Genomic DNA, 23,675 nt, shown 5'->3' on the forward strand with positions numbered 1-23,675 from the left:
TTTTTTATTATGCGGCATCATCTTTTTGTCGACGCCCAGCCAAATAACTTTCCAAAACTTTTACTTGTTTTTCATCAAATGCCAAACCTAGCTTAGTTCTACGCCACAATATATCTTCTGCCGTATTTGCCCATTCATTCTCACATAAATATTGAACTTCAGATTCAAATAAACCGTGACCAAAATCTTGTCCTAACGGCTCAAGAGCTTTTCGTTCATGCAAAATATTCCAAATTCTAGAGCCATAGGCATTTGCCCAACGCGTAGCAAGCTGCTCGGTTACCCCTTCAACTTGGTTTTGAATCTTTAGAATTAAATCTTCAAGTGTGGTCCAATTCTCCGCTCCAGGTAATACTTCATTTGCAGTCCACTCCTCTCCCATTTCTGTGAAAAACGGGCTAAGGTGTTCCAAAGCTGATTCCGCTAATTTCCGGTATGTTGTAATCTTTCCACCAAATACGGACAGCAAGGGTGTTTTTTTATCTTCCACTTGCAATGCCAGAGTATAGTCACGTGTAACTGCCGAAGGATTATCTGACTCATCATCACATAACGCTCGGACTCCAGAGAACTGACTTACGATATCTGCACGGGTGAGCTGCTTTTTAAAATGTGAATTTGTCACCGTTAAGAGGTAATCAATTTCTACTTCTGTGATCTCTACCTTTTGTGGATCATCCAAATATTCCTGATCTGTCGTACCTATTAAGGTGTATTGCTCCAAATAAGGAATGGCAAATACGATACGTCGGTCTTCATTTTGCATAATAAAAGCTTTATGACAATCATAGAGTTTAGGCACAACAATATGACTTCCTTGTATCAGCCGAACTTGATATGGTGATTTTAATTCTAGGTTTTCACTAATAATTTCTTCGACCCAAGGGCCTGCTGCATTCACTAATGCTTTTGCACGTATTTGATAAGACTCAGCCCCGCTTTGTAGTTCCAAATGCCACAGTTCTTGTTGTCTATAAGCCTTAACACATCTTGTCCGTGTTACAACTTTAGCACCCTTCTCTTTAGCTTGTAGCGCATTTAACACAACAAGACGTGCATCATCTACAGTACAGTCCGAATATTCAAAGCCACGCGTTATAGCTGGTTTTAGGGGACTATCTTCTTTGAAATAAATAAGATTTGATCCTAATAATTTTTCTCGTTTTCCTAAATGATCATAAAAAAACAAACCAGCACGAATTAACCACGCAGGACGCAAATGTGGTCGATGAGGCATAATAAAACGCATTGGTTTAATAATATGAGGAGCTTTAGCCAACAAAACTTCACGTTCTGCTAAAGCTTCTCTAACCAACCGAAATTCTTTATGTTCTAAATAGCGCAAACCGCCGTGAATTAATTTACTGCTCGCAGATGAGGTATGACTAGCCAAATCATCTTTTTCACATAAAAATACCGATAATCCGCGGCCTGTTGCATCATTAGCAATACCAACGCCATTAATACCGCCACCAATCACAGCAATGTCATATATTTTTGAATAATCATTAGTTTGTACTGTCATTTCTCATTTTCTTTTTATTGTTGATCTTATAAAAATTAAAACATCAAATTGATGAAACAACAATCAAAAAAGTAGAATAATCAATTTTAAATACCTACTAGGTAAGCTCCTCATTGATTACTCTACAATTTAATTAATTTAAGAAAAAATCAATCCTCAGCCCAACTTTGACTACGCTTAACTGCCTTCAGCCAACCTTTATAAATAACTTCAGATTGCTCAGAAGACATTTTTGGTTCAAATACTTTTTCTATCGCAAACTTATTCCTTAATTCATTCAAATCTTGCCAGAAACCTGTTGCCAATCCTGCAAGAAAAGCTGCACCCAAAGCAGTAGTTTCTTTCATTATTGGACGTTCTACTGGGGTCGCTAAAATATCAGCCTGAAATTGCATCAAGAAATTATTTTCTGTTACTCCACCATCAACTCGAAGTGTGCGAAGCTCTTCTTCTGCGTCTTGCTGCATCGCATCAAGCACGTCTCTTGTCTGGTAAGCAATTGACTCTAAAGTTGCACGAATAATATGTTCTATACTCGCTCCACGAGTAAGTCCAAAAATCGCCCCACGCGCTGTCGGATCCCAATAGGGAGCACCTAAACCTGTAAAGGCAGGTACAACATATACCCCATTGCTGTCTTTTACACGTGTTGCATAAAGCTCAGAGTCTTTAGCGTTCTTAATTACCTTTAACTCATCACGAAGCCACTGTACACAAGAGCCACCATTAAACACAGCGCCCTCTAAGGCATAGTTCACTTCACCATTTGCACCACATGCAATCGTCGTCAGTAAACCATGCTCTGAACGAACAATCTTTTTACCCGTGTTCATGAGTAGAAAGCAGCCTGTGCCATAGGTATTTTTTGCTTGTCCGGGTTCTACACACATTTGCCCGAAAAGTGCAGCTTGTTGATCCCCAGCTATACCGGCAATCGGAATCCCCACTTCTTGCCCGCTTATGGTATGTGTATAGCCATAGACTTCTGATGAACTACGAACCTCAGGTAGCATTGCTCTAGGAATATCTAAAGCTTGTAAAAGTTTTTCATCCCATTCAAGCTTTTCAATATCAAAAAGCATCGTTCGTGAAGCATTGGTAAAATCGGTGACATGGGCTGCGCCATTAGTTAACTTCCAGATTAACCATGTATCGACTGTACCAAATAATAACTCCCCTCGCTCGGCCCGTTCGCGACTTCCTTCTACATGGTCCAAAATCCATTTTATTTTGGTGGCAGAGAAATACGGATCAATGATTAAACCTGTTGTTTTACGAATGTATTCTTGCCATCCTGCCTTTTGTAATTGGCTACATATTTCTGTGGTTTGACGGCTTTGCCAAACAATTGCATTGTAAATAGGTTTCCCTGTTTTCTTATCCCATACAATTGTGGTTTCCCGCTGGTTTGTAATCCCAATTGCTGCAACCTGTTCACTCTTGATGCCGGCTTGAGCTAGAGCCTCTACCCAAACAGCACTTTGCGTAGCCCAAATCTCCATAGGATCATGCTCGACCCAACCTGGCTGCGGATAAATCTGAGTAAATTCTCTTTGAGCAATACTTACAACGTTAGCATCATGATCTAAAACAATTGCTCTTGAACTTGTTGTTCCCTGATCAAAAGCGACGATATATTTTTTCGGGCAATTTGACATCTGAATGTCCCTTTCATTATTCACACACATCTAGTTCACAATGCCAAAACATCATGTCTAACTGTATTTATTCAAAATTTTCTTTGGAATATATCATTATTTTTAAGAGATAAAGGTTTTCTTCATCCAAACATTACGCATTCTTTATCAATTTTTACTACTTGGGAAAAAATAATATGCGAAATATTAGAATTAGATTATAAAAATTAGCTGATCAGCTAATTTAAAATCACATAAATATTCAACTTATTCCTTTGCTTAAATAATAAACATTGTTTTACAGACATAAAAAAAATAAAGTGAAATACTCCTCTAGATAATATGTAAAAACACAATAATTTCTCTCTTTTTTAGCATTCAACCCAAGCGAAACATGGAGCGACCCATGGTTGATCAACCTTCTACAGCAACAACTCCACAACCTAATTTAGATACAAAAACTCGCCTAAAATCAATTTTGGGTGGTTCTGCTGGCAACCTTGTCGAATGGTACGACTGGTATGTATATGCCGCATTTACGCTCTATTTTGCTCATGCATTTTTCCCAAAAGGAAGCCAAACAGCTCAACTTCTTCAAGCAGCTGCAATTTTTGCTGTAGGTTTTTTAATGCGCCCGATCGGTGCATGGATTATGGGAATCTATTCAGATCGAAAAGGGCGTAAAGCAGGTCTTACACTTTCCGTTACTTTGATGTGTGTGGGCTCACTTCTTATTTCTGTGACGCCAAGTTATGAAAGTATTGGTGTATTTGCCCCTCTTTTATTAGTCGTCGCTCGTTTAATTCAAGGTTTAAGTGTAGGTGGTGAATATGGAGCGAGTGCCACTTATTTGAGTGAAATGGCTGAAAAAAATCGGCGTGGTTTTTTCTCAAGCTTCCAATATGTCACCTTAATTGCAGGACAGCTGACAGCTCTATGTGTTCTTTTAATATTACAAGTGGTTTTAACCGAACAACAGTTACATGATTGGGGATGGCGCATTCCATTCTTTATTGGCGCTTTACTTGCCATTGTTGTGTTCCGTATTCGTCGTGGCTTATTAGAAACACAATCTTTTAAAAATGCTCAAGCTGAAAAAGACCAGCCAGAATCAGGCATGTTTGCTTTATTCAAGCACTATCCTAAAGAAGCTTTCACAGTATTATTTTTAACAGCTGGCGGAACTTTAGCTTTTTATACTTACACCACTTACCTACAAAAATATTTAGTGAATACTTCTGGATTTACAAAACCTGAAGCCACTCAAATTACCACATTAGCCCTATTTATTTTCATGTGCTTACAACCTGTAGCCGGTGCTTTATCAGACCGAATTGGACGTAAACCACTTATGATTGCCTTTGGTGTAACTGGGGTTTTATTTACTTATATTTTATTTAATGCCCTTGCAACTACACATGACTATTGGACTGCTTTTTGGTTGTGTTTGGCAGGTCTAATCATGGTAACAGGCTATACATCAATTAATGCCGTGGTTAAAGCTGAGCTATTTCCTGCGCATATTCGGGCTTTAGGGGTAGCTTTACCCTACGCGATTGCCAATACATTATTTGGTGGTACGGCAGAGTTCTTTGCGTTAAGTTTTAAAGAAGCTGGACATGAATCTTGGTACTTTATTTATGTAAGTATTATGATCTTCATTTCACTTATTATTTATATTTTTATGAAAGATACCAAGCATCATTCAAAAATTAAAGAACATTAATATTTTACCAATAAGAGCTAATATCGCCAGCCGATATTAGCTCAAATCGTGCGATTAAGCCCCAACAACCGTTGTCTTTTATGAGATACTAGAGATAAGAATATAAGGATGATACTGATGAATAGAAGTATTTTATGTTTGGCATTAAGCAGTATGTTTATTTTAACTGCTTGTCAGACCACCCCTCGACAATATAATGGCTCAACTGGCTATCAAATTGAAAACCAAACAAAAACTTCGGCAACTTTAGCTTATACATTGGCTAGCCGCACTAATCAGCAGTTAGATGAACGTAAATTGCAACGTGCTTGTCAAAATGTATTAGGTGCTCAAAAAGTTTATAAATTATCAGTTCTAAGCATTAATGAGATTTCAAACCCAGCTCAACAAGAACATTATGGTGTTAAATTGGGTGAAACTCGTGCGTCATTTGGTTTATCTAATACGCCGAGTTTAAACAATGGTGAAGATTATGCGACTCGCCAAGCGCTTGAAGCACGTCCAAGTACGCTAAAAGTAGTTCGTTATACCTGCTCTTAATCTAAATTAAGACGCTGTTCTTTTACAGCGTCTTATAAAAACTTACATTTCTAAATTCTTTAGCTTCATCAAGGTCTGGCCATGTTGATGCACTTCTTTCATCAATTTTTTGATATTTTGGATGACTAAAGTTTTTAACACGGCTATCTGCGACCCAAATCTCTGGCGCAAATTTCAAGAATTCATCTAAAAAGAAACGGTTGCACTGGTCATATAACACATCAGCAGCCAATAAAACATCAACTTGCTCTGCTTTATATAAATCGTCCAGATATTCCAGTTCAACATCATTCAACAGAGCATTTTCACGGCAGGCTGTAAGACTGACTTGATCAATATCACAACAAATTACTCTTTTAGCACCAGCCATTTTTGCTGCAATTGCAACAACACCCGAACCTGCACCAAAATCGAGAACAACTTTATCTTTAACATGATGTGGCTCTGCGAGTAACCACTGCGCCATTGCTAAACCAGATGCCCAGCAAAAAATCCAATATGGCGTGTCATTCCAGATACGGCGAATAATCTCATCATCTAAGCGATCAGTAGGGAAAACTGGTGGAATCAACCATAAAGAAATAAGCGTTTCTGGTAACTGTTGTACCATCAACTCACAATGAGGAATGACTTCATGCAAGGCTTGAAGTAAATGTTCTGGGGCTTTGGTAAGTTGAAAGGTGCAGCTCATAAATAAGCTCAACAATTTATAATTTCTATTTGATACGCGTTGAGGTCATCCGCAATTGTTCGAGGCAGGACTACATTAGATTAGAATGTTTCTGCGACTCATCTATAGCTAACCAATAGCTGACGAGTTTTGCGGATGACAAATGGTTTTGGTTACTTTTCCCGGAAGAAAAGTAACTTACGAGCTCCTAACATTTGCGTTAAACGGTAGGACTCCGTCGTGAATAAATTAACCTAAAGCTTTTTCAGCAGCTTCTACAGTTTGACGAATCAAAGTTGTAATTGTCATTGGACCTACACCACCTGGCACTGGCGTGTAAGCAGAAGCAATTTCTTCAATACCTTGTAGCTGAATGTCGCCTACACCACCGCCATCACGTGGATGGAAACCAGCATCAACAACCACTGCACCTTGTTTAATCCAGTCTTTTTGAATAAGTTCAGCTTTACCTACAGCACCAACAATAATATCAGCTTGTTTCACAAGCTCAGCTAAATTTTGTGTGCGTGAATGGCAAATTGTTACTGTGGCATTCGCTTGCAAAAGCATCATTGCCATTGGTTTGCCTAAAATTGCAGAACGACCAACCACAACTGCATGTTTGCCCGCAATTTCAATATTGTTTTCTTTTAGAATGGTCATAATGCCCGCAGGAGTTGCTGAACCATATGCAGCTTCACCCATTGCCATACGGCCAAAACCAAGACAAGTTACGCCATCTACATCTTTAGCTAATGAGATTGCATCGAAACATGCGCGCTCATCAATCTGTGCAGGAACTGGATGTTGTAGAAGAATACCGTGAACATCTGGATTGGCATTTAGCTTTTCGATTTCAGCTAATAATTGTTCTGTTGTAGTTTCTTCTGATAACTCAATTTTTAGAGAATCCATGCCTACTCGACGGCAAGCATTTCCTTTCATGCGTACATAAGTTGCAGATGCGCCATCATCCCCAACCAAAATAGTTGCTAAAATTGGGGTACGACCTGTTTTAGCTTTTAAAGCTTCAACACGTACTGACAAATTTTCTTCAATTTGCTTTGCTAATGCACGACCGTCTAAAACCAATGCCACAGCACATCTCCAAGGTAGACATGAATTTAATGTGCCAATAATACATGATTATTTGAACAAATTTATTCTAGATGTTGCTTTTATGTTCATCTTATCTCAAAACAGTATTGTTTTTTTTCTAAAGGTTGCTAATATGTGCATCACCAAATGTAGGCGGGGTGGCAGAGTGGTCATGCAGCGGACTGCAACTCCGTGGACGCCGGTTCGATTCCGACCTCCGCCTCCAAATTTGGTAAAGCCCGGGTGGTGAAATAGGTAGACACAGGGGATTTAAAATCCCCCGCCCACAAAGCGTGCCGGTTCGAGTCCGGCCCCGGGCACCATTTTTTAGTACAAAAAATGGTGCAATAAAAAATCCAGCGTAAGCTGGTTTTTTTATACCTATAAAAAAGGATGCCTATTAGCACCCTTCTCCACTCGATCTATTTAAGCAGTTTTTTGCTTATCTTTTTCAGGTGCTAAATTCTTATCCAACACCAATTGAAAGTTTCGACTTGAATCTACTTTATATTCTGCACTTTTAATTGAATCTACAAAAATCCAGTCTGACTGCACTTGCTTATCATCTAGTGTGACCAGCAAATAACCCCGCTGATTTAAATTACAATAAGCCAATTCATCAATAAGCGTAGTAAAAGCAAATTCAAATTGTTGTAATTGAGCCATTGGAATACTTAAATATTTTTCAAGGCCTGGTGAAGATACAGAACTTGTCGCCAGCTCAACACCAACATATTGACCTTTTTGGCTATGCAAATAAGATGCCCATGCATTATGAGTATCGCCAGCCAGAACAATAACTTTCTTATTTAAACTTGCTAAATTGTCGTATACGGTTTCACGTTCAGCGTAATAACCATCCCAAGCATCCAGATTATATGGTACTACTGTTGTGACTCGTGCCTTTTCTTGCGCAGTTAAAGTTGGATCACCTTGTTCTAAACGCAATTTTAAAGTGACTAATTCTGCAATTTGAGCATTCATTTTAGTCAAAGTTTCAGAAGAAGCTCCACCCGAAGTAATTTGCCCCAAAGACAACAATAACTCAGCAGGAATCCACATCTTACTCATTAGAACTTGCTGACCAATCACATTCCATGTTGCCTTAGATTGTTTCAATTTATCAACCAACCAATCCCTTTGTGTATAGCCCATTAAAGTACGCTTTGGATTCGTTAAGTCAGCCTGAAACTTTTGAACATCTAAACCAGCAGCAGTCATGTAAGCAGCATATTCAAGCTGTTTATCTCGCGCAATAATGCGTGTATCCAACATCGTCAGCTCAACCAAAGAGCCAAAATTAAACTGTCGGTAAATATTTAGATGATCTGTACTAGAAACTGGACGAATAGGCATCCATTCAAAATAAGCTTGTAGAGCAGCTAATTTTCGATCAGAAAAAGGCCCCTCATTATCTTGATGATTTTCAGCCCCATCGCGCCAAGCATCATTTGCTAACTCATGATCATCCCAGATTACAATGAAAGGATGACGTTGGTGAGCTACCTGTAAGTCTTTATCCTGACGATAAAGTGCATAACGTTTACGATAATCATCTAGTTTAATAATTTCTTTATTATTATTTGCTGGCAAAGTCCGACCAAGTTTTGCTGCATCTTCAGTCGCATAGCCATCTGCCCCATATTCATAAATATAATCCCCCAAATGAATAATGACATCGACATTTTGCTTTGCCATCTCACGGTAAACATAAAAGTAACCCGCAGGATAGTTAGAACAAGAACATACTGCAAAACTAACTTTATTAGTGCTTATTGGTAGTGTTTTAGTTTGACCAACAGCGGAAACTTTATTACCAAAACGGAAACGATAATAATAAATGGTATTCGCCTGTAGCCCTGTTGCATCTACTTTCACCGTAAAATCATCAGTCTTGCTCGTTTCAACCATCCCCGTCTTTAAATTCTGTTTAAACTGATCATCTGTAGCAATTTCCCAAGTCAGTTTAAGACGCACACTGAGGTCTAATGGTGTTAATCGCGTCCATAAAATCACTTTATCTTGTAAAGGGTCGCCACTCGCAACTCCATGTAAAAAATCTGCTTGTGCTTCTGTACTTTCATCGTCTGAGCCATCATTACAACCCGTAAAAGCTACAGGCAAAGACAGCGCCCCAAAACCGAATAGACTTTTTTGAATTAATTCTCGGCGTGAAATTTTCTCTGACATACAACTACCTAAGTTTTAAGCAATGAGTGCTTTAAACTTAGGTACAGAAGATGAACAACTGATATCAATTTGATGAAGAAATTATGACTTAAATAGATCTTATCTTTAAATAGATGTACGAACTGATTGAAAATAAAGCAAACTATCTGATTTTCTCTTGCCAATCGCCTCCTTGTCATCTATTATTGCGCACATGCCCGGGTGGTGAAATAGGTAGACACAGGGGATTTAAAATCCCCCGCCCACAAAGCGTGCCGGTTCGAGTCCGGCCCCGGGCACCATTTTCAAATATTGAATTTGGTGTTACAAAAAATCCAGCATAAGCTGGTTTTTTTATGCCTAATTAAAAATGAATTTTATGATAAGAATATTATTACTTCTGTGTAGCATCCTTTCTATATCCAAATCCAAGGTTTACGATACAGATCTTTTTTCTGGCACTATTTCTTTCAAAGATGACAACTGGTACTTTTGACTCTGCTCTATTACCAAAGATGATTACTTAATTAAAGCACCTAAACACATAATAGATAAATTCAAAGCATTAGAACAAAAACGAGAAACTTATTGGATCAGTTTTTAGCAGACGCGGAATACCAAGAAAATGGTATTTTAGTGTTAAAAATTAAAAAAATAGATGAAATTCATTTAAAGGCATCTTGTCATTTGTTAGATGCATTTAAAAATATTGAGAATCGAGAGTAATCACCACTCTCGATTCATCACCAGCTCTTCCATCTCAAGATCTAAATATCCCGCACCTTGTGCCACCATCATCATTGCCTCAGCAATATAATCAGCAGCACTATCATCTAATGAAGAATCGAGATCTTCAAACTGTGGCTTCATTTCATTAATTTCAATAACAGTTTGATGAGCATATCGATAGATATCCTGATCAGCTAAAGCAGACTTTTGAACTTTTTTGGCAAATTGTTCAATTAACTGCTTGAGTTCAGCAACTAAAATATCTGGATAATACTCATCATCAAACATTGGGAGAAGTAAGTCTTCGAACATACAAAAGTTTACACAGCAGCAGAAACCTGCCGCTTATAACATATTTTCAAAGCAATAACGACAAATTTCCCTGACTTAACCATCTAATCTATGAAATCAATTCATCATAATCAAATTATAAAAGCCTATTTTCTTCAAGCTTTTTCCATCGCTTTCCAAACAAGAATTGCCTCATACATCACTTTTACATCATGTGCACGAACAATGGATGCCCCTTGCTGAATACTTAGCAAATGACCCGTCACACTCCCCACCGCACGCTGATCTGCAGCTACACCCTTTAAAGCTTCACCAATAAAACGTTTACGAGAAAGACCAGATAAAATTGGATAACCCATTTCATGTAGCTTCCAAAATTCATTCAAAAGTTTCAAATTTTGCTGTGCATTTTTTGCAAAACCAAACCCTGGATCAATAATAATATTCTGTTTTTTTACACCCGCAGTTAAAGCTTCTTCCACGCGCTGTTGAAGCTCTTGTATTACATCCAACGTTACATCCGTATATTGGTCTAGCTGATTCATTGTAGTGGGCTCACCACGCATATGCATGATCACTACAGGTATATCTAACTCTACCGCAGTTTTTAAAGCGTTTGGTCGAGTAAGCGCACGCACGTCATTCCAAATATGCGCACCTGCCTCTTTCGCTGCACGGATAACATCTGGCTGACTTGTATCAATTGATAAAACAACATCATGTTTAGCTAAAGCTTCAACCACCGGCACCACTCTTCGAATTTCTTCTTCTATATATACTTCCGATGCACCTGGACGAGTAGATTCCCCGCCAATATCGATAATGGTAGCACCCTGCTCTATCATAATTAGCGCATGCGCAATAGCCTGATCCACTTGATTATGCTTTCCACCATCACTAAAAGAGTCCGGTGTGACATTTAAAATGCCCATAACGTGAGGCTGTGATAAATCCAACTGAAGCTGTCCACATTGTAGAATTTGCTGAGGTAAAGGCATTAGCTGCATGACTAGCTCCAATTTAATATTCGGCAACATTTTAACAAGTCTCTGCTCGATATACTGCTGATTTCTTTTCGGCTTTGTCTGAAATACATGCATAAAAAAAGAGCCACATGACTGTGGCTCTTTTACTTAACTAATTTAGTTCATTGCTGGTAATGGTGGTGGTGTAGATGGACCATCTTTTGGTGGTTCAAATGCAGCCACTGGATTTTCAGCAACATAGACCTTAGGTGGTTGTGGTTCACGACCTTCCATAATGTCACGAATTTGATCACGATCAACGGTTTCCCATTCCATCAAAGCTTTTACCATTGCATGTGCAATATCTTTATTACCTTCCAAGATATTACGCGCAACTTTATATTGCTCATCAAGAATACGGCGCACTTCTTCATCAACTAACTGTTGAGTTGCTTCAGAAATCGTACGGCTTCCTACATTTCCAAAGAAACCATTCTGGTTTTCATCTTCGTAAACCATTACGCCCATTTTGTCAGACATACCGTACTTAGTAACCATTGCACGCGCCATTTTAGTAGCTCGCTCAAAGTCATTTGAAGCACCAGTAGATTGCTGTTGAATAAATACTTCCTCAGCAATACGACCACCAAACAAAATCGCGATTTCGTTTAGCATCTTGTCTTTATAATGGCTAATCTGGTCTTGCTCAGGTAACTGCCAAGTTACACCTAAAGCCCAACCACGTGGCATGATCGTTACTTTATGAACAGGATCGGTACCCGGCAAAATCTCTGCAACAATTGCATGACCAGCTTCATGATAAGCCGTTGCACGACGCTCTTCTTCACGTAGAACCATCGACTTACGCTCTGGACCCATGTAGATTTTGTCTTTTGCATCTTCAAAGTCATGCATGTCGACAGTATTCTTATTACGACGTGCAGCAAATAATGCAGCTTCGTTAACAAGGTTTGCCAACTGTGCACCAGAGAAACCTGGTGTACCACGTGCTAACACTTTCATGTCCACACCTGTAACTGAAGGTAACTTTTTCAAATGTACATTCAGAATTTGCTCACGACCACGAATATCCGGTAAACCAACCATTACTTGACGGTCAAAACGACCTGGACGTAATAGTGCTTTATCAAGCACATCAGAACGGTTAGTTGCAGCAATAACGATTACGCCTTCATTACCTTCAAAACCATCCATTTCAACAAGCATCTGGTTTAAGGTTTGTTCACGCTCATCGTGACCACCACCTGTACCTGAACCACGGTGACGACCAACTGCATCAATCTCATCAATAAAGATGATACATGGCGCGTGACGTTTCGCTTGCTCAAACATATCACGGACACGGGACGCACCCACACCCACGAACATTTCTACAAAGTCAGAACCTGAAATGCTGAAGAAAGGAACCTTCGCTTCCCCAGCAATTGCTTTAGCTAATAACGTTTTACCAGTACCCGGAGGACCAACCATAAGTACGCCACGAGGAATAGTAGCGCCCAAACGTTTGAATTTCGCAGGGTCTTTTAAGAAATCTACAATTTCAACAACTTCTTGTTTTGCTTCATCACAGCCGGCGACATCAGCAAAATTGACTTTGATCTGGTCTTCAGAAAGCATTTTTGCCTTCGATTTACCAAAACTCATCGGTCCATTCTTTCCGCCTGCACCACCACCCATGTTACGCATAAAGAACATGAATAACAAAATGATTAACAGTACAGGGAAACTAGCAATGAGAAGTTGCATCAAAATGCCTTGACGTTGAGGAGCTGTTCCCTCTACAACAACATTTTGCTTATTTAAGCTTGGCATAAGCTCAGTGTCTTCAACTTGCGGACGAACAGTTTCAAACTGTGATCCGTTAGTTTTTTCACCATTAATATTTAAACCGTCAATTGTGACTTGCTTAATTTGGCCACTATTCACCGCTGCAACGAAATCTGAATATTTCATCGCAGTAGGCTTGTTGCGGTCACTGATATTACTGAAAATTAAAATCAGAACACCAAGTATTATTAGCCACAATACGGCATTCTTGAAGTAATCGCTCAAAGCTTTATTCCCATATCGATCTAATTTGATCATGCCCAATCTTGGCCGATCGTCATAAAAGCAGCAACTGTATTGCTTGCGGATAACCTAAAAGTACAAAATGCACAATTTTTAGGAGCTTGGCAAGTAAACTTTATCGCAATGCTTTCTTACGCCCTTGTCCAATCAAAAAAACCTCTTTAGACCGCGCCCGAGAAGCTGCTGGTTTTGCTGTTTTTAACACATCAAAACTATCAACTACTTGTTTACGAAACTCATCAAATCCTGTGCCCTGGAACACTTTAACAACAAATTGTCCATTAGGACCCAGAACCTTTTGAGCAAAATCTAAAGCCAATTCACATAAGTAAATCTGTCTAGGTTGATCAACGGCCCTATTACCTGATGTATTGGGGGCCATATCAGAAATTACAATGTCTACTTGTCGCCCATTTAAAATATTTAACAATTTTTCAAATACATCTTCTTCTCTAAAGTCGCCTTGTAAGAAAGTGACATCAGGCAAAGCATCCATAGGCAAAATATCAGAAGCAACCACTAAACCTTTGCTACCAACGAGTTTCCCAGCGATTTGAGACCAACTACCAGGAGCCGCGCCTAAATCCACTACCGTCATGCCTGGCTTGATCAACTTATATTTTTCTTGAATTTCAAGAAGTTTATAGGCTGCTCGAGCACGATATCCTTCCTTTTGTGCTTTTTTAACAAAAGGATCGTCCAGATGTTCCCTCATCCATACACGACTACTTTTCGACAATTTCTGGTTTGTAATGCGTGTTGCCATAACTCACTAAATATCAAAAAAACTTCTGATCGTTCATTGTACGTGAAAATTACTCTCATTACAGTACGGATGTAGCGTAATCTCACTAAGTTTTACAGTTTTTTTCCAATAATGTTGATCGATTATTTATGCAGTTTTTCGTACATCTGGATTTAAGTTTTTTGCTATACTAAGCCGTTTTTAAAATCAGGTATTTTTAATGGCCGCTTTATCTATCCATGAACGTAAACGTTTACGTCAAATTGGTCATGTGCTTAATCCGGTTGTCATGATTGGTGGACAAGGCTTAACAGACGCGGTAATCGAAGAAACGCTTCGTGCTTTAAATGACCATGAACTTATTAAAGTTAAGATTGCTGGTGAAGACCGTGAAGCGCGTACTGCAACAATTGATGCAATTGTAGAAGCAACAGGTGCTCAAGCTGTGCAAAAAATTGGTAAAATTGTTTTGCTTTACAAAAAGGCAGCTAAACAAAACCAACATTTGTCTAATCTTGTTCGTCACGCTCATCTAGCAAACTAATTTAATTTGACAAACTATGGCAAGTTACGAACTTTCAGCTTTTGATCGTTTTCATGCTGTTTCTGTTGTTGGCGCAATTGAACAGCAAGCATCCTCTACCTTAAATATCGGTTTTTGGATCCGTGATCCAAATCAACTTATTATCTGGCCTCAAGAAGTCGCGGCTCATCCTCGTCAAGATTTTTTGTGGGAAGAAACTTGTTTCGAAATTTTTGTTGGCGTGCATGATGAAGATTATTATCGGGAGATTAATCTTTCCCCTTCTCAAGCATGGCAGTCATATCAGTTTGAAGAATATCGCTATCCAGAAAGTATACCTCCCCTTGCTGCTTACGATATTGAACTGAATCATCTCAAGCGTACTCACTATGGCTTAAATGTTAGTCTCGATTTAGGGCAATTTATGCAACAGCATCGCTTGAAATGGTCAAACCTTTATTTAGGTTTAACTACAGTTTTAAAGACTAAAGATGGTATGCAGTACTATGCAATGCAGCATAGTGGAAAAAGTGCAGATTTCCATAATAAACGTGACTGGTTACATCAGTTCTAAAAATAAAAAAGCGAGAAATTAATTCTCGCTTTTTTATTTTTAGACCAAAGCAGAGATCATTAATTGTCTCTTGCTTTATTCCAAGCTTCGACTGCATTATTTTTAGTACGCTTAATACTTTCACTTAAAGAATCTTTGTGCTTCAAAGAAATCTGGCTAATATCACCTTTAAGCTCTTTGCTCACTTTTGTTAAATCTTCAATAAGTGCATTAATTTCTGCTTTTAAAGCATTTTTAAGGTCAGACAACCCTTCTTGTGAAGTGCTAAACTGAGCTTTAATTACATCAAGACGTTGTAAAATATCTTGTTTAATTTGACCAATTTGATTTTGAATGTTCTTATTTAGCTCGTGAGTTTCAGCTTCAATTTTCTCTTGAGTCTCGCTTAAAACTTCTTTGACTTGCTCTTGAGTTTCAGTAATAGCTTCTTTTACCTGAGCTTTTGCTTCCGAAGCAACTTCTTTAACTTGCTCAGTTTTTTCAGCAACAGTTTCTTTTACCTGTGCAGTTTTAGCGGTTACTGTTTTTTTAGCCTTAGTTGTAGTCGCAGCTATAGTTTCTTTCACTTCATTAACCTCAGCTTTTACTGATTCAACTACTGCTTGAGTTTTTTCACTCACCTCTTTTGAAACTTCATTATTGCTCATACTATTTCCTCATATTGTTTATTTTTTAACTAGCAATACAATAAATCCAGTTCCAAGAATTCACCTTGCAAATTGTCAGACAATTTATCAAAAGTATCGGATTCAGATGAGTGGATAATTTTTTTATAAAAAGCAAGCAATGAATTATATTTTTTAGTAGAAAAGAAATAGACTTTAAGGGGTTCCATGCGTATAATGCGCTGTTAAGTTACAAGCGGGCAGACCGATAGGGAGGGCATGTTTTATCCAAACATCGCCGATCTTTTTTGGGTCTACTCGCTTTTTTACAGCCGAAATTCAGGAGCTTTGGTTTGAGCATCCCCGCCATTTTAGCCCTCGCAGATGGAACGATCTTTAAAGGAACGTCAATCGGCGCACCGGGAAGTACGACTGGAGAAGTCGTTTTTAACACAGCCATGACAGGCTATCAAGAAATTTTGACTGACCCAAGTTATGCACAACAAATTGTGACATTAACTTACCCTCATATTGGTAACACTGGTTGCAACGCGGAAGACGTTGAATCTGGTCGTATCCATAAAGTATGGGCAAATGGTTTAATTATTCGTGACCTTCCCCTACTACACAGTAACTTCCGTGCTGAGCAGTCGTTGAGTGAATATTTGCAAGCGCATAATGTTGTTGCTATTGCAGATATCGATACTCGTAAACTGACTCGTATTTTACGTCAGACTGGCGCTCAAAACGGATGTATCCTTGCTGGCGAAAATATTACGGAAGAAGAAGCTATTGCAAAAGCACGTGCTTTTGGTGGCTTAAACGGTTTAGACCTTGCAAAAGAATGTTGTGATCCAACAGGTTTTGAATGGTCTGAAGGTTCATGGACCTTAGGCCAAGGCTTCTCTCAACCTGAATTAAAATACCATGTAGTTGCATACGATTACGGTGTCAAAACCAACATCTTGCGTATGCTTGCAGACCGCGGTTGTAAACTAACCGTTGTTCCTGCAGAAACTCCGGCTGAAAAAGTATTGGCACTTAATCCGGATGGCGTATTCCTTTCAAATGGTCCTGGCGATCCAGCTGCTTGTGATTATGCGATCGAAGCTGTAAAAACTATTGTTGAAACCACAACATTACCTGTATTTGGTATCTGCTTAGGTCACCAAATTCTGGCACTCGCTTCTGGTGCAAAAACTGTAAAAATGAACCATGGTCACCACGGTGCGAACCATCCTGTACAAGATCTTGAAGATGGTACAGTGATGATTACCTCACAAAACCATGGTTTTGCTGTAGATGCAGAAACTTTACCGGCTAACTTAAAAGCAACGCATAAATCATTGTTCGATGGCACCTTACAAGGTATCCGCCGTACAGACAAACCAGCTTTCAGCTTCCAAGGTCACCCTGAAGCAAGCCCTGGTCCACATGATTGTGCACCTTTGTTCGATCATTTCATCGAACTTATCGAAGCATCTAAACAGTAATTACGGAGCGAATAATGCCTAAACGTACGGATATTAAAAGCATCTTAATTATTGGTGCTGGCCCGATTGTGATTGGACAGGCATGTGAGTTTGACTACTCAGGTGCTCAAGCGTGTAAAGCACTTCGTGAAGAAGGCTATCGTGTTATTTTGGTTAACTCTAACCCAGCAACCATCATGACAGATCCTTCAATGGCTGATGCAACTTATATTGAGCCGATTACTTGGCAAACAGTTGCACAGATTATTGAAAAAGAACGTCCTGATGCAGTATTGCCAACCATGGGTGGGCAAACTGCATTGAACTGTGCACTTGCACTTGATGCAAATGGCATATTAGCAAAATACGACGTAGAACTTATTGGCGCATCTAAAGAAGCGATTGAGAAAGCCGAAGACCGTAAACTCTTTGACATCGCTATGCGTAAGATTGGTTTGGAATGTCCAAAAGCTGCCATTGCTGAAACAATGGAAGAAGCTTTAGCAATCCAGTCACGCTTTGGTTTTCCAGTAATTATCCGTCCATCATTTACAATGGGTGGTTCGGGCGGGGGTATTGCATATAACCGCGAAGAATTCCTTGAGATTTGTGAACGTGGTTTTGACCTCTCTCCTACTCACCAGTTATTGATTGATGAATCTTTAATTGGCTGGAAAGAGTACGAAATGGAAGTTGTTCGTGACAAAAATGACAACTGTATTATCGTATGTGCTATCGAAAACTTCGATCCAATGGGCGTTCACACTGGTGACTCAATTACCGTTGCCCCTGCTCAGACATTAACAGACAAAGAATATCAATTGATGCGTAATGCTTCGATTGCAGTTCTACGTGAAATTGGTGTTGAAACAGGTGGTTCTAACGTTCAGTTCGGTATTAATCCGAAAGATGGACGTATGGTTGTCATTGAGATGAACCCTCGTGTATCACGTTCATCTGCTCTTGCTTCTAAAGCAACAGGCTTCCCAATCGCAAAAATCGCGGCAAAACTTGCTGTTGGTTATACTCTTGATGAATTGAAAAATGACATCACTGGTGGCGTGACTCCTGCAAGCTTCGAACCATCGATTGACTATGTTGTAACGAAGATTCCTCGTTTTAACTTCGAGAAATTCCCACAAGCAGAACCTGTATTAACCACTCAGATGAAGTCTGTTGGTGAAGTGATGGCAATTGGCCGTAACTTCCAAGAATCTGTACAAAAAGCATTACGTGGTCTTGAAGTTGGTGTAAGCGGTTTTGATGAAAAAATCGAAGCTGGCGCAACAAATGCAAAAGAAACCATTTTAAAAGAGCTTAAAGTTCCAGGCCCTGAACGTATCTGGTATGTAGCAGATGCTTTCCGTCATGGCTTCTCTTTAGATGAAGTGTTTGAAGCAACCAAGATTGACCGTTGGTTCCTCATTCAAATTCAAGACATCGTTAAAACTGAAGCTGAAGTAAAAGCTTTAGGTTTTGGTGACTTAAACGCTGACAATATCCGTTCGTTCAAACGCAAAGGTTTATCTGACCTGCGTATTGCTGACCTCATGGGTATTTCACAAAAGCAATTCCGTAAACAACGTTGGAATTTGGGTGTTTATCCAGTTTACAAACGTGTTGATACATGTGCTGCCGAGTTTGAATCTGGTACTGCATACATGTATTCAACTTACGATGAAGAGTGTGAAGCAAATCCATCAAATCGTGACAAAATCATGGTCATTGGTGGTGGTCCAAACCGTATTGGTCAAGGTATCGAATTTGACTACTGCTGTGTACACGCGGCGCTTGCTATGCGTGAAGACGGTTATGAAACAATCATGGTTAACTGTAACCCTGAAACTGTTTCTACCGACTATGACACATCTGACCGTCTATACTTCGAGCCTGTAACACTTGAAGATGTACTTGAAATTGTACGTACAGAGAAGCCTAAAGGCGTGATCGTACAGTACGGTGGACAAACTCCACTTAAATTGGCACGTGCTTTAGAAGAAGCTGGTACACCAATTATTGGTACATCACCAGATGCAATTGACCGTGCAGAAGACCGTGAACGTTTCCAGCAAATGATTCAACGTTTACAGCTTCGTCAACCAAACAACAGCATTGTAAAATCTGCTGAAGAAGGTATCTCTGAAGCTGCGAAAGTAGGTTATCCGTTAGTTGTTCGCCCATCTTATGTATTAGGTGGCCGTGCAATGGAAATCGTATATAACGAAGAAGAACTTAAACGTTACCTTCGTGAAGCGGTTCAGGCATCTAACGAAGCTCCTGTTCTTCTTGACCGTTTCCTTGATGATGCAACTGAAGTTGATGTTGACTGTGTATCTGACGGTAAAGACGTTGTGATCGGCGGTATTATGCAGCACATCGAACAAGCCGGTATTCACTCAGGTGACTCTGCATGTTCAATTCCTCCTTATTCTTTATCAAAAGAAATTCAGGATGAAATGCGTCGTCAAACTGTTGCGATGGCAAAAGAACTTGGTGTGGTTGGTTTGATGAACGTTCAGTTCGCAGTTAAAGGCGATGATGTTTACGTTCTTGAAGTTAACCCACGTGCTTCACGTACAGTTCCATTCGTATCGAAATGTATTGGTGATTCTTTAGCAAAAGTAGCTGCCCGTTGTATGGCTGGTCAATCACTTGAATCTCAAGGATTTACTAAAGAAATCATTCCAAAACACTTTGCTGTGAAAGAAGCTGTTTTCCCATTCGCTAAATTCCAAGGCGTAGATCCAATGCTTGGACCTGAGATGAAATCTACAGGTGAAGTGATGGGTGTAGGTAAAACATTTGGTGAAGCATTCTATAAAGCTGTTTTAGGCTCAAATGAACGCTTACCAGGTTTACCAACCGAAGGCGAAGAAAAAATTGCTTTCTTATCTGTTCGTGAATCTGATAAGAAATATATTGCTGATATCGCTAAAAAATTCGTGGCATATGGTTTCAAACTAGTAGCAACAGGTGGAACGCATAAGGTACTTAAAGAAGCAGGTTTAGAATGTGAATCTGTGAATAAAGTAACTGAAGGTCGTCCACATATTGTTGACCGCTTGAAAAATGGTGAAATACACCTTATTGTCAATACCACTGAAGGTAAACAGGCTCAATATGACTCTGCAATGATTCGTCGTGCTGCCCTACAAGGCAAAGTGTATTACACAACGACTATCAATGGTGCAGAGGCTGTTTGCCAAGCCTTTGCTGTGAAATTGCCAATGGATGTATACCGCTTGCAAGATTTAACTGTAGGTTAATTTGTTACCGATAAGTCCCGTCACCTTATCGGTGGCGGGATTTTTTCATTTTTTTTAACTGTGTTTTCTCAACTTAAGAGGGACCAAAATGCAACGCTATCCAATGACCCCTGAAGGTAAAATTGCCTTAGAGAAAGAATTACAACATTTAAAATCTGTTGAACGTCCACGTATTATTCAAGCCATTGCAGAAGCACGTGAACATGGTGACTTAAAGGAAAATGCTGAATATCATGCTGCGCGTGAACAGCAAGGTTTCTGTGAAGGTCGTATTCAGGATATCGAAGGTAAATTAGGCGCTGCTCAAGAAATTGATGTCAAAACACTTGAGCAAAATGGCCGTGTTGTTTTTGGTGTGACAGTAACAATTGAAAATCTTGATACTGAAGAACGTAAAACTTATAAGATTGTTGGCGATGACGAAGCAGATTTTAAAATTAATAAAATCTCGGTGAACTCACCAATCGCACGTGGTCTTTTGAGTAAGAGTGAAGGCGATGAAGTAAAAATCGTGACGCCTCAAGGCGAAGTCGAATATGAAATCGTAAGTGTAGAATATCTCTAAGATAATGCACGTTAGCCCCTCTTTATGAGGGGTTTTTATTCAATATCATTGATATGTTTTTGGGAAATCACAAATGGATACTTCTTTAATTAACACTCCAGTTCGTCATTGGTGTGAATTTGAATTTATCCATAAAACTGTTAAAAACCCGAATATCCATATTAAAGGTCATTACTCATATTATTCAGCCTATTGGGACCAAGGTTTTGAGCGTTGTGTTGTACGTTATTTACATGACAAAGCCTCGACACCAGATAAACCGATTGATCAACTTCATATTGGTAATTTTGTTTGCTTTGGCGCTGAATGTGTCATCATGATGGGCGGTAACCAACTTCATAGAACAGATTGGATTTCGTCTTTTCCTTTTGATACCCGTAGTTTTTTAGCAGCTGGCGATACAGTTATTGCCGATGGGTGTTGGATCGGTAGCCGTGCCATGATCATGCAAGGTGTCAAACTTGGTGAGGGTGCAGTGGTTGCAACCGGAGCTGTCGTAACTAAAGATGTTCCACCCTATGCAATTGTAGGTGGGGTGCCTGCGAAAATAATTAAATATCGCTTTCCTCAAGACCAAATTGATAAATTGCTTGCTTTAAAACTATATGATTTAGATGAGAAGCAAATTTTGAAAATACGTGAGTATTTACAAACTGATGATATAGATGCTTTATCTACACATCTGGGAAATTTGCAGAATCTATAAAAATACATGTAGAAAAATTTATTGTTATAAAGTCACAAATGATTACGTGCTTGAATTTAAATCGTCAAAAAATAAGTATAAAGTATTGAATAAATAAGCATCATTACAATAAGGAAAACACTCATGTTATATCAACATATTCTTGTAGCAATTGACGGTTCTGAAACTTCTATGATCGCCATGAAAGAGGCGATCAAACTTGGAAAAGCGCTAAAGAGCAAAATTACGATTGTACAAGTTATGGCACTTGACCCATTTATTGCTGACGCATATGTAAAAATTGGTCAAACTAATGAGTTGATTGAACGCACAAGAAGCTATTTGCTCGACATTTTAGAACAAGCAAAACAAGAATTTGCCAATGAAGGCATTACTGTTGAAACTAAACTGCTTGAAGGTTTTGTCGTACATGAAGAAATTATTGAGGCGGCTCAAGATTTAAATGCAGATCTGATTGTCATGGGTTCTCATGGACGTACAGGAGTCCGAAAACTTGTACTTGGCAGCGTTGCACAAAAAGTCTTAGGCGAAAGTCATATTCCTGTTTTAATTGTTCGATAAAAAATGCCTGTCTGGCTCAATTCAGCCAGATAGGCACCTATTTTTTAAAAGGAATAACATCTTCTCTTGATTGCTCAACCGTTATTGTTTTTTTACTTTTAAAAGCATCCCAAGAATAATTTTTATAATTTAACTGCCATAAATAGTAAGATTGGCCGATATCTTTAAACCTAATATTTAATGTCATCCATGTTTCATCATGGCAATGCGGTGACTTCTTATACTCTTGTTCTGAAAAACATGCCCGAATCATTTCACTCGAAGAAAAAGCAATATCTTTTAATGCAACCTGATACTGCCCTTTAGGCTTAAGCTCAACAAAATCAGCGTTTTCCTCAAAACGCCCTCCTCCAGAATAACCAGTAAACCATGTATTTAGCACTGCTATGGCATATTCACTTTTATTAAGTGGATATAGTGCTGGAAAGATTTTGAGTCCATTAGGGCCTAAATCATCAGAATGTGGCTCTTTATTACTATGTTCATAATTTTTAAAATTCCACTGATTTATTACTGTGTATTGGTTATTTAGCTTTTTAACTTGAGCAATTTGCGGAGTCTCATCTATTAAATAATAAGTCTGATCTTGTGTATTTTTGGATTTCCATAGCTTAGTTTCATCGCTACATTTCTGACTCAACTGCTGACAAATCGAATGTATATCTTGTGATGAAGCTTTCACATTTATAAAAGGTTGAGCTGAAATAGTCTGCTCTGCAAAACTCGATTGCACTATTAAACTTAGTAGTAATATGGCTACACTCCGCCATTTATAATTCTGCATTTGTATTTGTTCTCTTTAATAATTTTAAGGCTGCCAAGCAAATTGCTTTAAGTTCACTTTGCCATTCAATAAATAGACACCTTCAGCTTCAAGCTTTAACTGCTGAATATTTTCACCCTTTTCATTAAATTTACTTAGGCTAATTTTACCTTGTGAATTAATAACACGGTACCAAGGGATTTGATGATCTGCCTCAAGATGTTTAAGCACATACCCAACTAATCTGGCGTGTTTAGGTAACCCCGCCATACGTGCTATTTGTCCGTAAGTTGCAACTTTTCCATATGGAATTAAAGCGATGACTTCTAAAATTTGTCGATGTAGTTCATACTGAGTTGTCAAAATGGAATCCATAAAAATTGACATCGTTCATATCATATAAAAATTTACTTTAAAACTCTTTAAAATAATATGCAGAGATAATGCGATGAGT

Annotated in this window: 22 protein-coding genes and 3 tRNA genes; 12 read left to right on the top strand and 13 right to left on the bottom strand. The window is 38.9% G+C overall.

Going from position 1 to position 23,675, the window contains the following annotated elements:
* Positions 1-7: 7 nt before the first annotated feature.
* Both glpD and glpK read right to left on the bottom strand, forming a co-directional pair.
* Positions 8-1,525, bottom strand: coding sequence for a glycerol-3-phosphate dehydrogenase (glpD, locus tag WA249_RS07830; RefSeq protein WP_336167631.1), 1,518 nt, complete (start codon positions 1,523-1,525; stop codon positions 8-10).
* Positions 1,526-1,674: 149 nt separating this feature from the next.
* Complete coding sequence (gene glpK, locus WA249_RS07835) at positions 1,675-3,183, bottom strand: glycerol kinase GlpK (RefSeq protein WP_336167633.1); 1,509 nt, start codon at positions 3,181-3,183, stop codon at positions 1,675-1,677.
* Between the two features lie 373 nt (positions 3,184-3,556).
* On the opposite strand from glpK, the gene WA249_RS07840 reads away from it, so the two are divergent.
* Together WA249_RS07840 and WA249_RS07845 are read left to right on the top strand one after the other, a co-directional pair.
* The gene (locus WA249_RS07840; RefSeq protein ID WP_336167635.1) at positions 3,557-4,888 is read left to right on the top strand and encodes an MFS transporter; all 1,332 of its coding nucleotides are present in this window, start codon (positions 3,557-3,559) and stop codon (positions 4,886-4,888) included.
* Between the two features lie 117 nt (positions 4,889-5,005).
* Positions 5,006-5,428 carry a hypothetical protein gene (locus WA249_RS07845; protein ID WP_336167637.1) on the top strand — a complete coding sequence of 141 codons (423 nt, stop codon included), beginning with the start codon at positions 5,006-5,008 and terminating at the stop codon, positions 5,426-5,428.
* Between the two features lie 22 nt (positions 5,429-5,450).
* Here WA249_RS07845 and WA249_RS07850 read toward each other — a convergent pair whose 3' ends face one another.
* Positions 5,451-6,119 carry a class I SAM-dependent methyltransferase gene (locus WA249_RS07850; protein ID WP_336167639.1) on the bottom strand — a complete coding sequence of 223 codons (669 nt, stop codon included), beginning with the start codon at positions 6,117-6,119 and terminating at the stop codon, positions 5,451-5,453.
* Between the two features lie 228 nt (positions 6,120-6,347).
* Positions 6,348-7,196, bottom strand: a complete 849-nt coding sequence (folD, locus tag WA249_RS07855; RefSeq protein ID WP_016137266.1) for a bifunctional methylenetetrahydrofolate dehydrogenase/methenyltetrahydrofolate cyclohydrolase FolD — start codon at positions 7,194-7,196, stop codon at positions 6,348-6,350.
* 152 nt (positions 7,197-7,348) lie between these two features.
* On the opposite strand from folD, the gene WA249_RS07860 reads away from it, so the two are divergent.
* Both WA249_RS07860 and WA249_RS07865 read left to right on the top strand, forming a co-directional pair.
* Positions 7,349-7,422, top strand: a tRNA-Cys gene (locus WA249_RS07860).
* Positions 7,423-7,433: 11 nt separating this feature from the next.
* Positions 7,434-7,519 (top strand) — tRNA-Leu (locus WA249_RS07865).
* Between the two features lie 103 nt (positions 7,520-7,622).
* Here WA249_RS07865 and WA249_RS07870 read toward each other — a convergent pair.
* Positions 7,623-9,386: an alkaline phosphatase D family protein gene (locus tag WA249_RS07870; protein ID WP_336167641.1), complete on the bottom strand. Its 1,764-nt coding sequence runs from the start codon at positions 9,384-9,386 to the stop codon at positions 7,623-7,625.
* Positions 9,387-9,581: 195 nt separating this feature from the next.
* On the opposite strand from WA249_RS07870, the gene WA249_RS07875 reads away from it, so the two are divergent.
* Positions 9,582-9,667: transfer RNA gene (locus WA249_RS07875), tRNA-Leu, on the top strand.
* Between the two features lie 424 nt (positions 9,668-10,091).
* Here WA249_RS07875 and WA249_RS07885 read toward each other — a convergent pair.
* From WA249_RS07885 to rlmE, 4 genes are all read right to left on the bottom strand, one after another.
* On the bottom strand, positions 10,092-10,406 hold the full coding sequence (locus WA249_RS07885; protein WP_005038721.1) for a DUF5713 family protein: 315 nt from the start codon (positions 10,404-10,406) through the stop codon (positions 10,092-10,094).
* Positions 10,407-10,540: 134 nt separating this feature from the next.
* Positions 10,541-11,392: a dihydropteroate synthase gene (folP, locus tag WA249_RS07890; RefSeq protein ID WP_336167643.1), complete on the bottom strand. Its 852-nt coding sequence runs from the start codon at positions 11,390-11,392 to the stop codon at positions 10,541-10,543.
* A gap of 135 nt (positions 11,393-11,527) precedes the next feature.
* Positions 11,528-13,423 (bottom strand): ATP-dependent zinc metalloprotease FtsH, encoded by a 1,896-nt coding sequence (gene ftsH, locus WA249_RS07895; protein ID WP_336167677.1) that lies wholly within the window; start codon positions 13,421-13,423, stop codon positions 11,528-11,530.
* A 133-nt stretch (positions 13,424-13,556) separates the two neighbouring features.
* Positions 13,557-14,207, bottom strand: coding sequence for a 23S rRNA (uridine(2552)-2'-O)-methyltransferase RlmE (rlmE, locus tag WA249_RS07900; RefSeq protein ID WP_003650076.1), 651 nt, complete (start codon positions 14,205-14,207; stop codon positions 13,557-13,559).
* A 199-nt stretch (positions 14,208-14,406) separates the two neighbouring features.
* Here rlmE and yhbY point away from each other — a divergent pair, with 199 nt between their 5' ends.
* Together yhbY and WA249_RS07910 are read left to right on the top strand one after the other, a co-directional pair.
* Positions 14,407-14,730: a ribosome assembly RNA-binding protein YhbY gene (gene yhbY / locus WA249_RS07905; protein WP_003650075.1), complete on the top strand. Its 324-nt coding sequence runs from the start codon at positions 14,407-14,409 to the stop codon at positions 14,728-14,730.
* Between the two features lie 16 nt (positions 14,731-14,746).
* Positions 14,747-15,283 carry a DOMON-like domain-containing protein gene (locus WA249_RS07910; RefSeq protein WP_336167646.1) on the top strand — a complete coding sequence of 179 codons (537 nt, stop codon included), beginning with the start codon at positions 14,747-14,749 and terminating at the stop codon, positions 15,281-15,283.
* A 59-nt stretch (positions 15,284-15,342) separates the two neighbouring features.
* Here the strand turns inward: WA249_RS07910 and WA249_RS07915 are convergent, their stop codons facing one another.
* Together WA249_RS07915 and WA249_RS07920 are read right to left on the bottom strand one after the other, a co-directional pair.
* Complete coding sequence (locus WA249_RS07915; protein WP_336167648.1) at positions 15,343-15,930, bottom strand: hypothetical protein; 588 nt, start codon at positions 15,928-15,930, stop codon at positions 15,343-15,345.
* A gap of 29 nt (positions 15,931-15,959) precedes the next feature.
* Complete coding sequence (locus tag WA249_RS07920; RefSeq protein ID WP_336167650.1) at positions 15,960-16,118, bottom strand: hypothetical protein; 159 nt, start codon at positions 16,116-16,118, stop codon at positions 15,960-15,962.
* A 123-nt stretch (positions 16,119-16,241) separates the two neighbouring features.
* Here WA249_RS07920 and carA point away from each other — a divergent pair, with 123 nt between their 5' ends.
* The 5 genes from carA (at position 16,242) to WA249_RS07945 (ending at position 22,458) form a co-directional block, all read left to right on the top strand.
* Complete coding sequence (carA, locus tag WA249_RS07925; protein ID WP_336167652.1) at positions 16,242-17,381, top strand: glutamine-hydrolyzing carbamoyl-phosphate synthase small subunit; 1,140 nt, start codon at positions 16,242-16,244, stop codon at positions 17,379-17,381.
* A 14-nt stretch (positions 17,382-17,395) separates the two neighbouring features.
* Complete coding sequence (carB, locus tag WA249_RS07930; protein WP_336167654.1) at positions 17,396-20,626, top strand: carbamoyl-phosphate synthase large subunit; 3,231 nt, start codon at positions 17,396-17,398, stop codon at positions 20,624-20,626.
* Positions 20,627-20,714: 88 nt separating this feature from the next.
* Positions 20,715-21,191, top strand: coding sequence for a transcription elongation factor GreA (greA, locus tag WA249_RS07935; protein WP_005307940.1), 477 nt, complete (start codon positions 20,715-20,717; stop codon positions 21,189-21,191).
* Positions 21,192-21,264: 73 nt separating this feature from the next.
* The gene (locus WA249_RS07940) at positions 21,265-21,897 is read left to right on the top strand and encodes a CatB-related O-acetyltransferase (protein ID WP_336167656.1); all 633 of its coding nucleotides are present in this window, start codon (positions 21,265-21,267) and stop codon (positions 21,895-21,897) included.
* Between the two features lie 123 nt (positions 21,898-22,020).
* Complete coding sequence (locus tag WA249_RS07945) at positions 22,021-22,458, top strand: universal stress protein (protein WP_336167658.1); 438 nt, start codon at positions 22,021-22,023, stop codon at positions 22,456-22,458.
* A gap of 37 nt (positions 22,459-22,495) precedes the next feature.
* Here the strand turns inward: WA249_RS07945 and WA249_RS07950 are convergent, their stop codons facing one another.
* Together WA249_RS07950 and WA249_RS07955 are read right to left on the bottom strand one after the other, a co-directional pair.
* Positions 22,496-23,242, bottom strand: a complete 747-nt coding sequence (locus WA249_RS07950; protein ID WP_336167660.1) for a hypothetical protein — start codon at positions 23,240-23,242, stop codon at positions 22,496-22,498.
* Positions 23,243-23,266: 24 nt separating this feature from the next.
* On the bottom strand, positions 23,267-23,596 hold the full coding sequence (locus WA249_RS07955) for an MGMT family protein (RefSeq protein WP_336167662.1): 330 nt from the start codon (positions 23,594-23,596) through the stop codon (positions 23,267-23,269).
* Positions 23,597-23,675 lie beyond the last annotated feature (79 nt).

This window comes from Acinetobacter sp. 161(2023) (genome assembly GCF_037027805.1).
Taxonomy (GTDB): Bacteria; Pseudomonadota; Gammaproteobacteria; order Pseudomonadales; family Moraxellaceae; genus Acinetobacter.

Bases quoted from the DNA above. Each gene is read 5' to 3' on its own strand.
- WA249_RS07885 (WP_005038721.1), bottom strand. From the start codon at position 10,406: ATGTTCGAAGACTTACTTCTCCCAATGTTTGATGATGAGTATTATCCA.
- WA249_RS07955 (WP_336167662.1), bottom strand. From the start codon at position 23,596: ATGGATTCCATTTTGACAACTCAGTATGAACTACATCGACAAATTTTA.
- carB (WP_336167654.1), top strand. From the start codon at position 17,396: ATGCCTAAACGTACGGATATTAAAAGCATCTTAATTATTGGTGCTGGC.
- glpK (WP_336167633.1), bottom strand. From the start codon at position 3,183: ATGTCAAATTGCCCGAAAAAATATATCGTCGCTTTTGATCAGGGAACA.
- WA249_RS07940 (WP_336167656.1), top strand. From the start codon at position 21,265: ATGGATACTTCTTTAATTAACACTCCAGTTCGTCATTGGTGTGAATTT.
- WA249_RS07870 (WP_336167641.1), bottom strand. From the start codon at position 9,386: ATGTCAGAGAAAATTTCACGCCGAGAATTAATTCAAAAAAGTCTATTC.
- WA249_RS07915 (WP_336167648.1), bottom strand. From the start codon at position 15,930: ATGAGCAATAATGAAGTTTCAAAAGAGGTGAGTGAAAAAACTCAAGCA.
- WA249_RS07950 (WP_336167660.1), bottom strand. From the start codon at position 23,242: ATGCAGAATTATAAATGGCGGAGTGTAGCCATATTACTACTAAGTTTA.
- yhbY (WP_003650075.1), top strand. From the start codon at position 14,407: ATGGCCGCTTTATCTATCCATGAACGTAAACGTTTACGTCAAATTGGT.
- WA249_RS07840 (WP_336167635.1), top strand. From the start codon at position 3,557: ATGGAGCGACCCATGGTTGATCAACCTTCTACAGCAACAACTCCACAA.
- greA (WP_005307940.1), top strand. From the start codon at position 20,715: ATGCAACGCTATCCAATGACCCCTGAAGGTAAAATTGCCTTAGAGAAA.
- glpD (WP_336167631.1), bottom strand. From the start codon at position 1,525: ATGACAGTACAAACTAATGATTATTCAAAAATATATGACATTGCTGTG.
- WA249_RS07945 (WP_336167658.1), top strand. From the start codon at position 22,021: ATGTTATATCAACATATTCTTGTAGCAATTGACGGTTCTGAAACTTCT.
- WA249_RS07910 (WP_336167646.1), top strand. From the start codon at position 14,747: ATGGCAAGTTACGAACTTTCAGCTTTTGATCGTTTTCATGCTGTTTCT.
- folP (WP_336167643.1), bottom strand. From the start codon at position 11,392: ATGCAGCTAATGCCTTTACCTCAGCAAATTCTACAATGTGGACAGCTT.
- WA249_RS07845 (WP_336167637.1), top strand. From the start codon at position 5,006: ATGAATAGAAGTATTTTATGTTTGGCATTAAGCAGTATGTTTATTTTA.
- WA249_RS07850 (WP_336167639.1), bottom strand. From the start codon at position 6,119: ATGAGCTGCACCTTTCAACTTACCAAAGCCCCAGAACATTTACTTCAA.
- WA249_RS07920 (WP_336167650.1), bottom strand. From the start codon at position 16,118: ATGGAACCCCTTAAAGTCTATTTCTTTTCTACTAAAAAATATAATTCA.
- rlmE (WP_003650076.1), bottom strand. From the start codon at position 14,207: ATGGCAACACGCATTACAAACCAGAAATTGTCGAAAAGTAGTCGTGTA.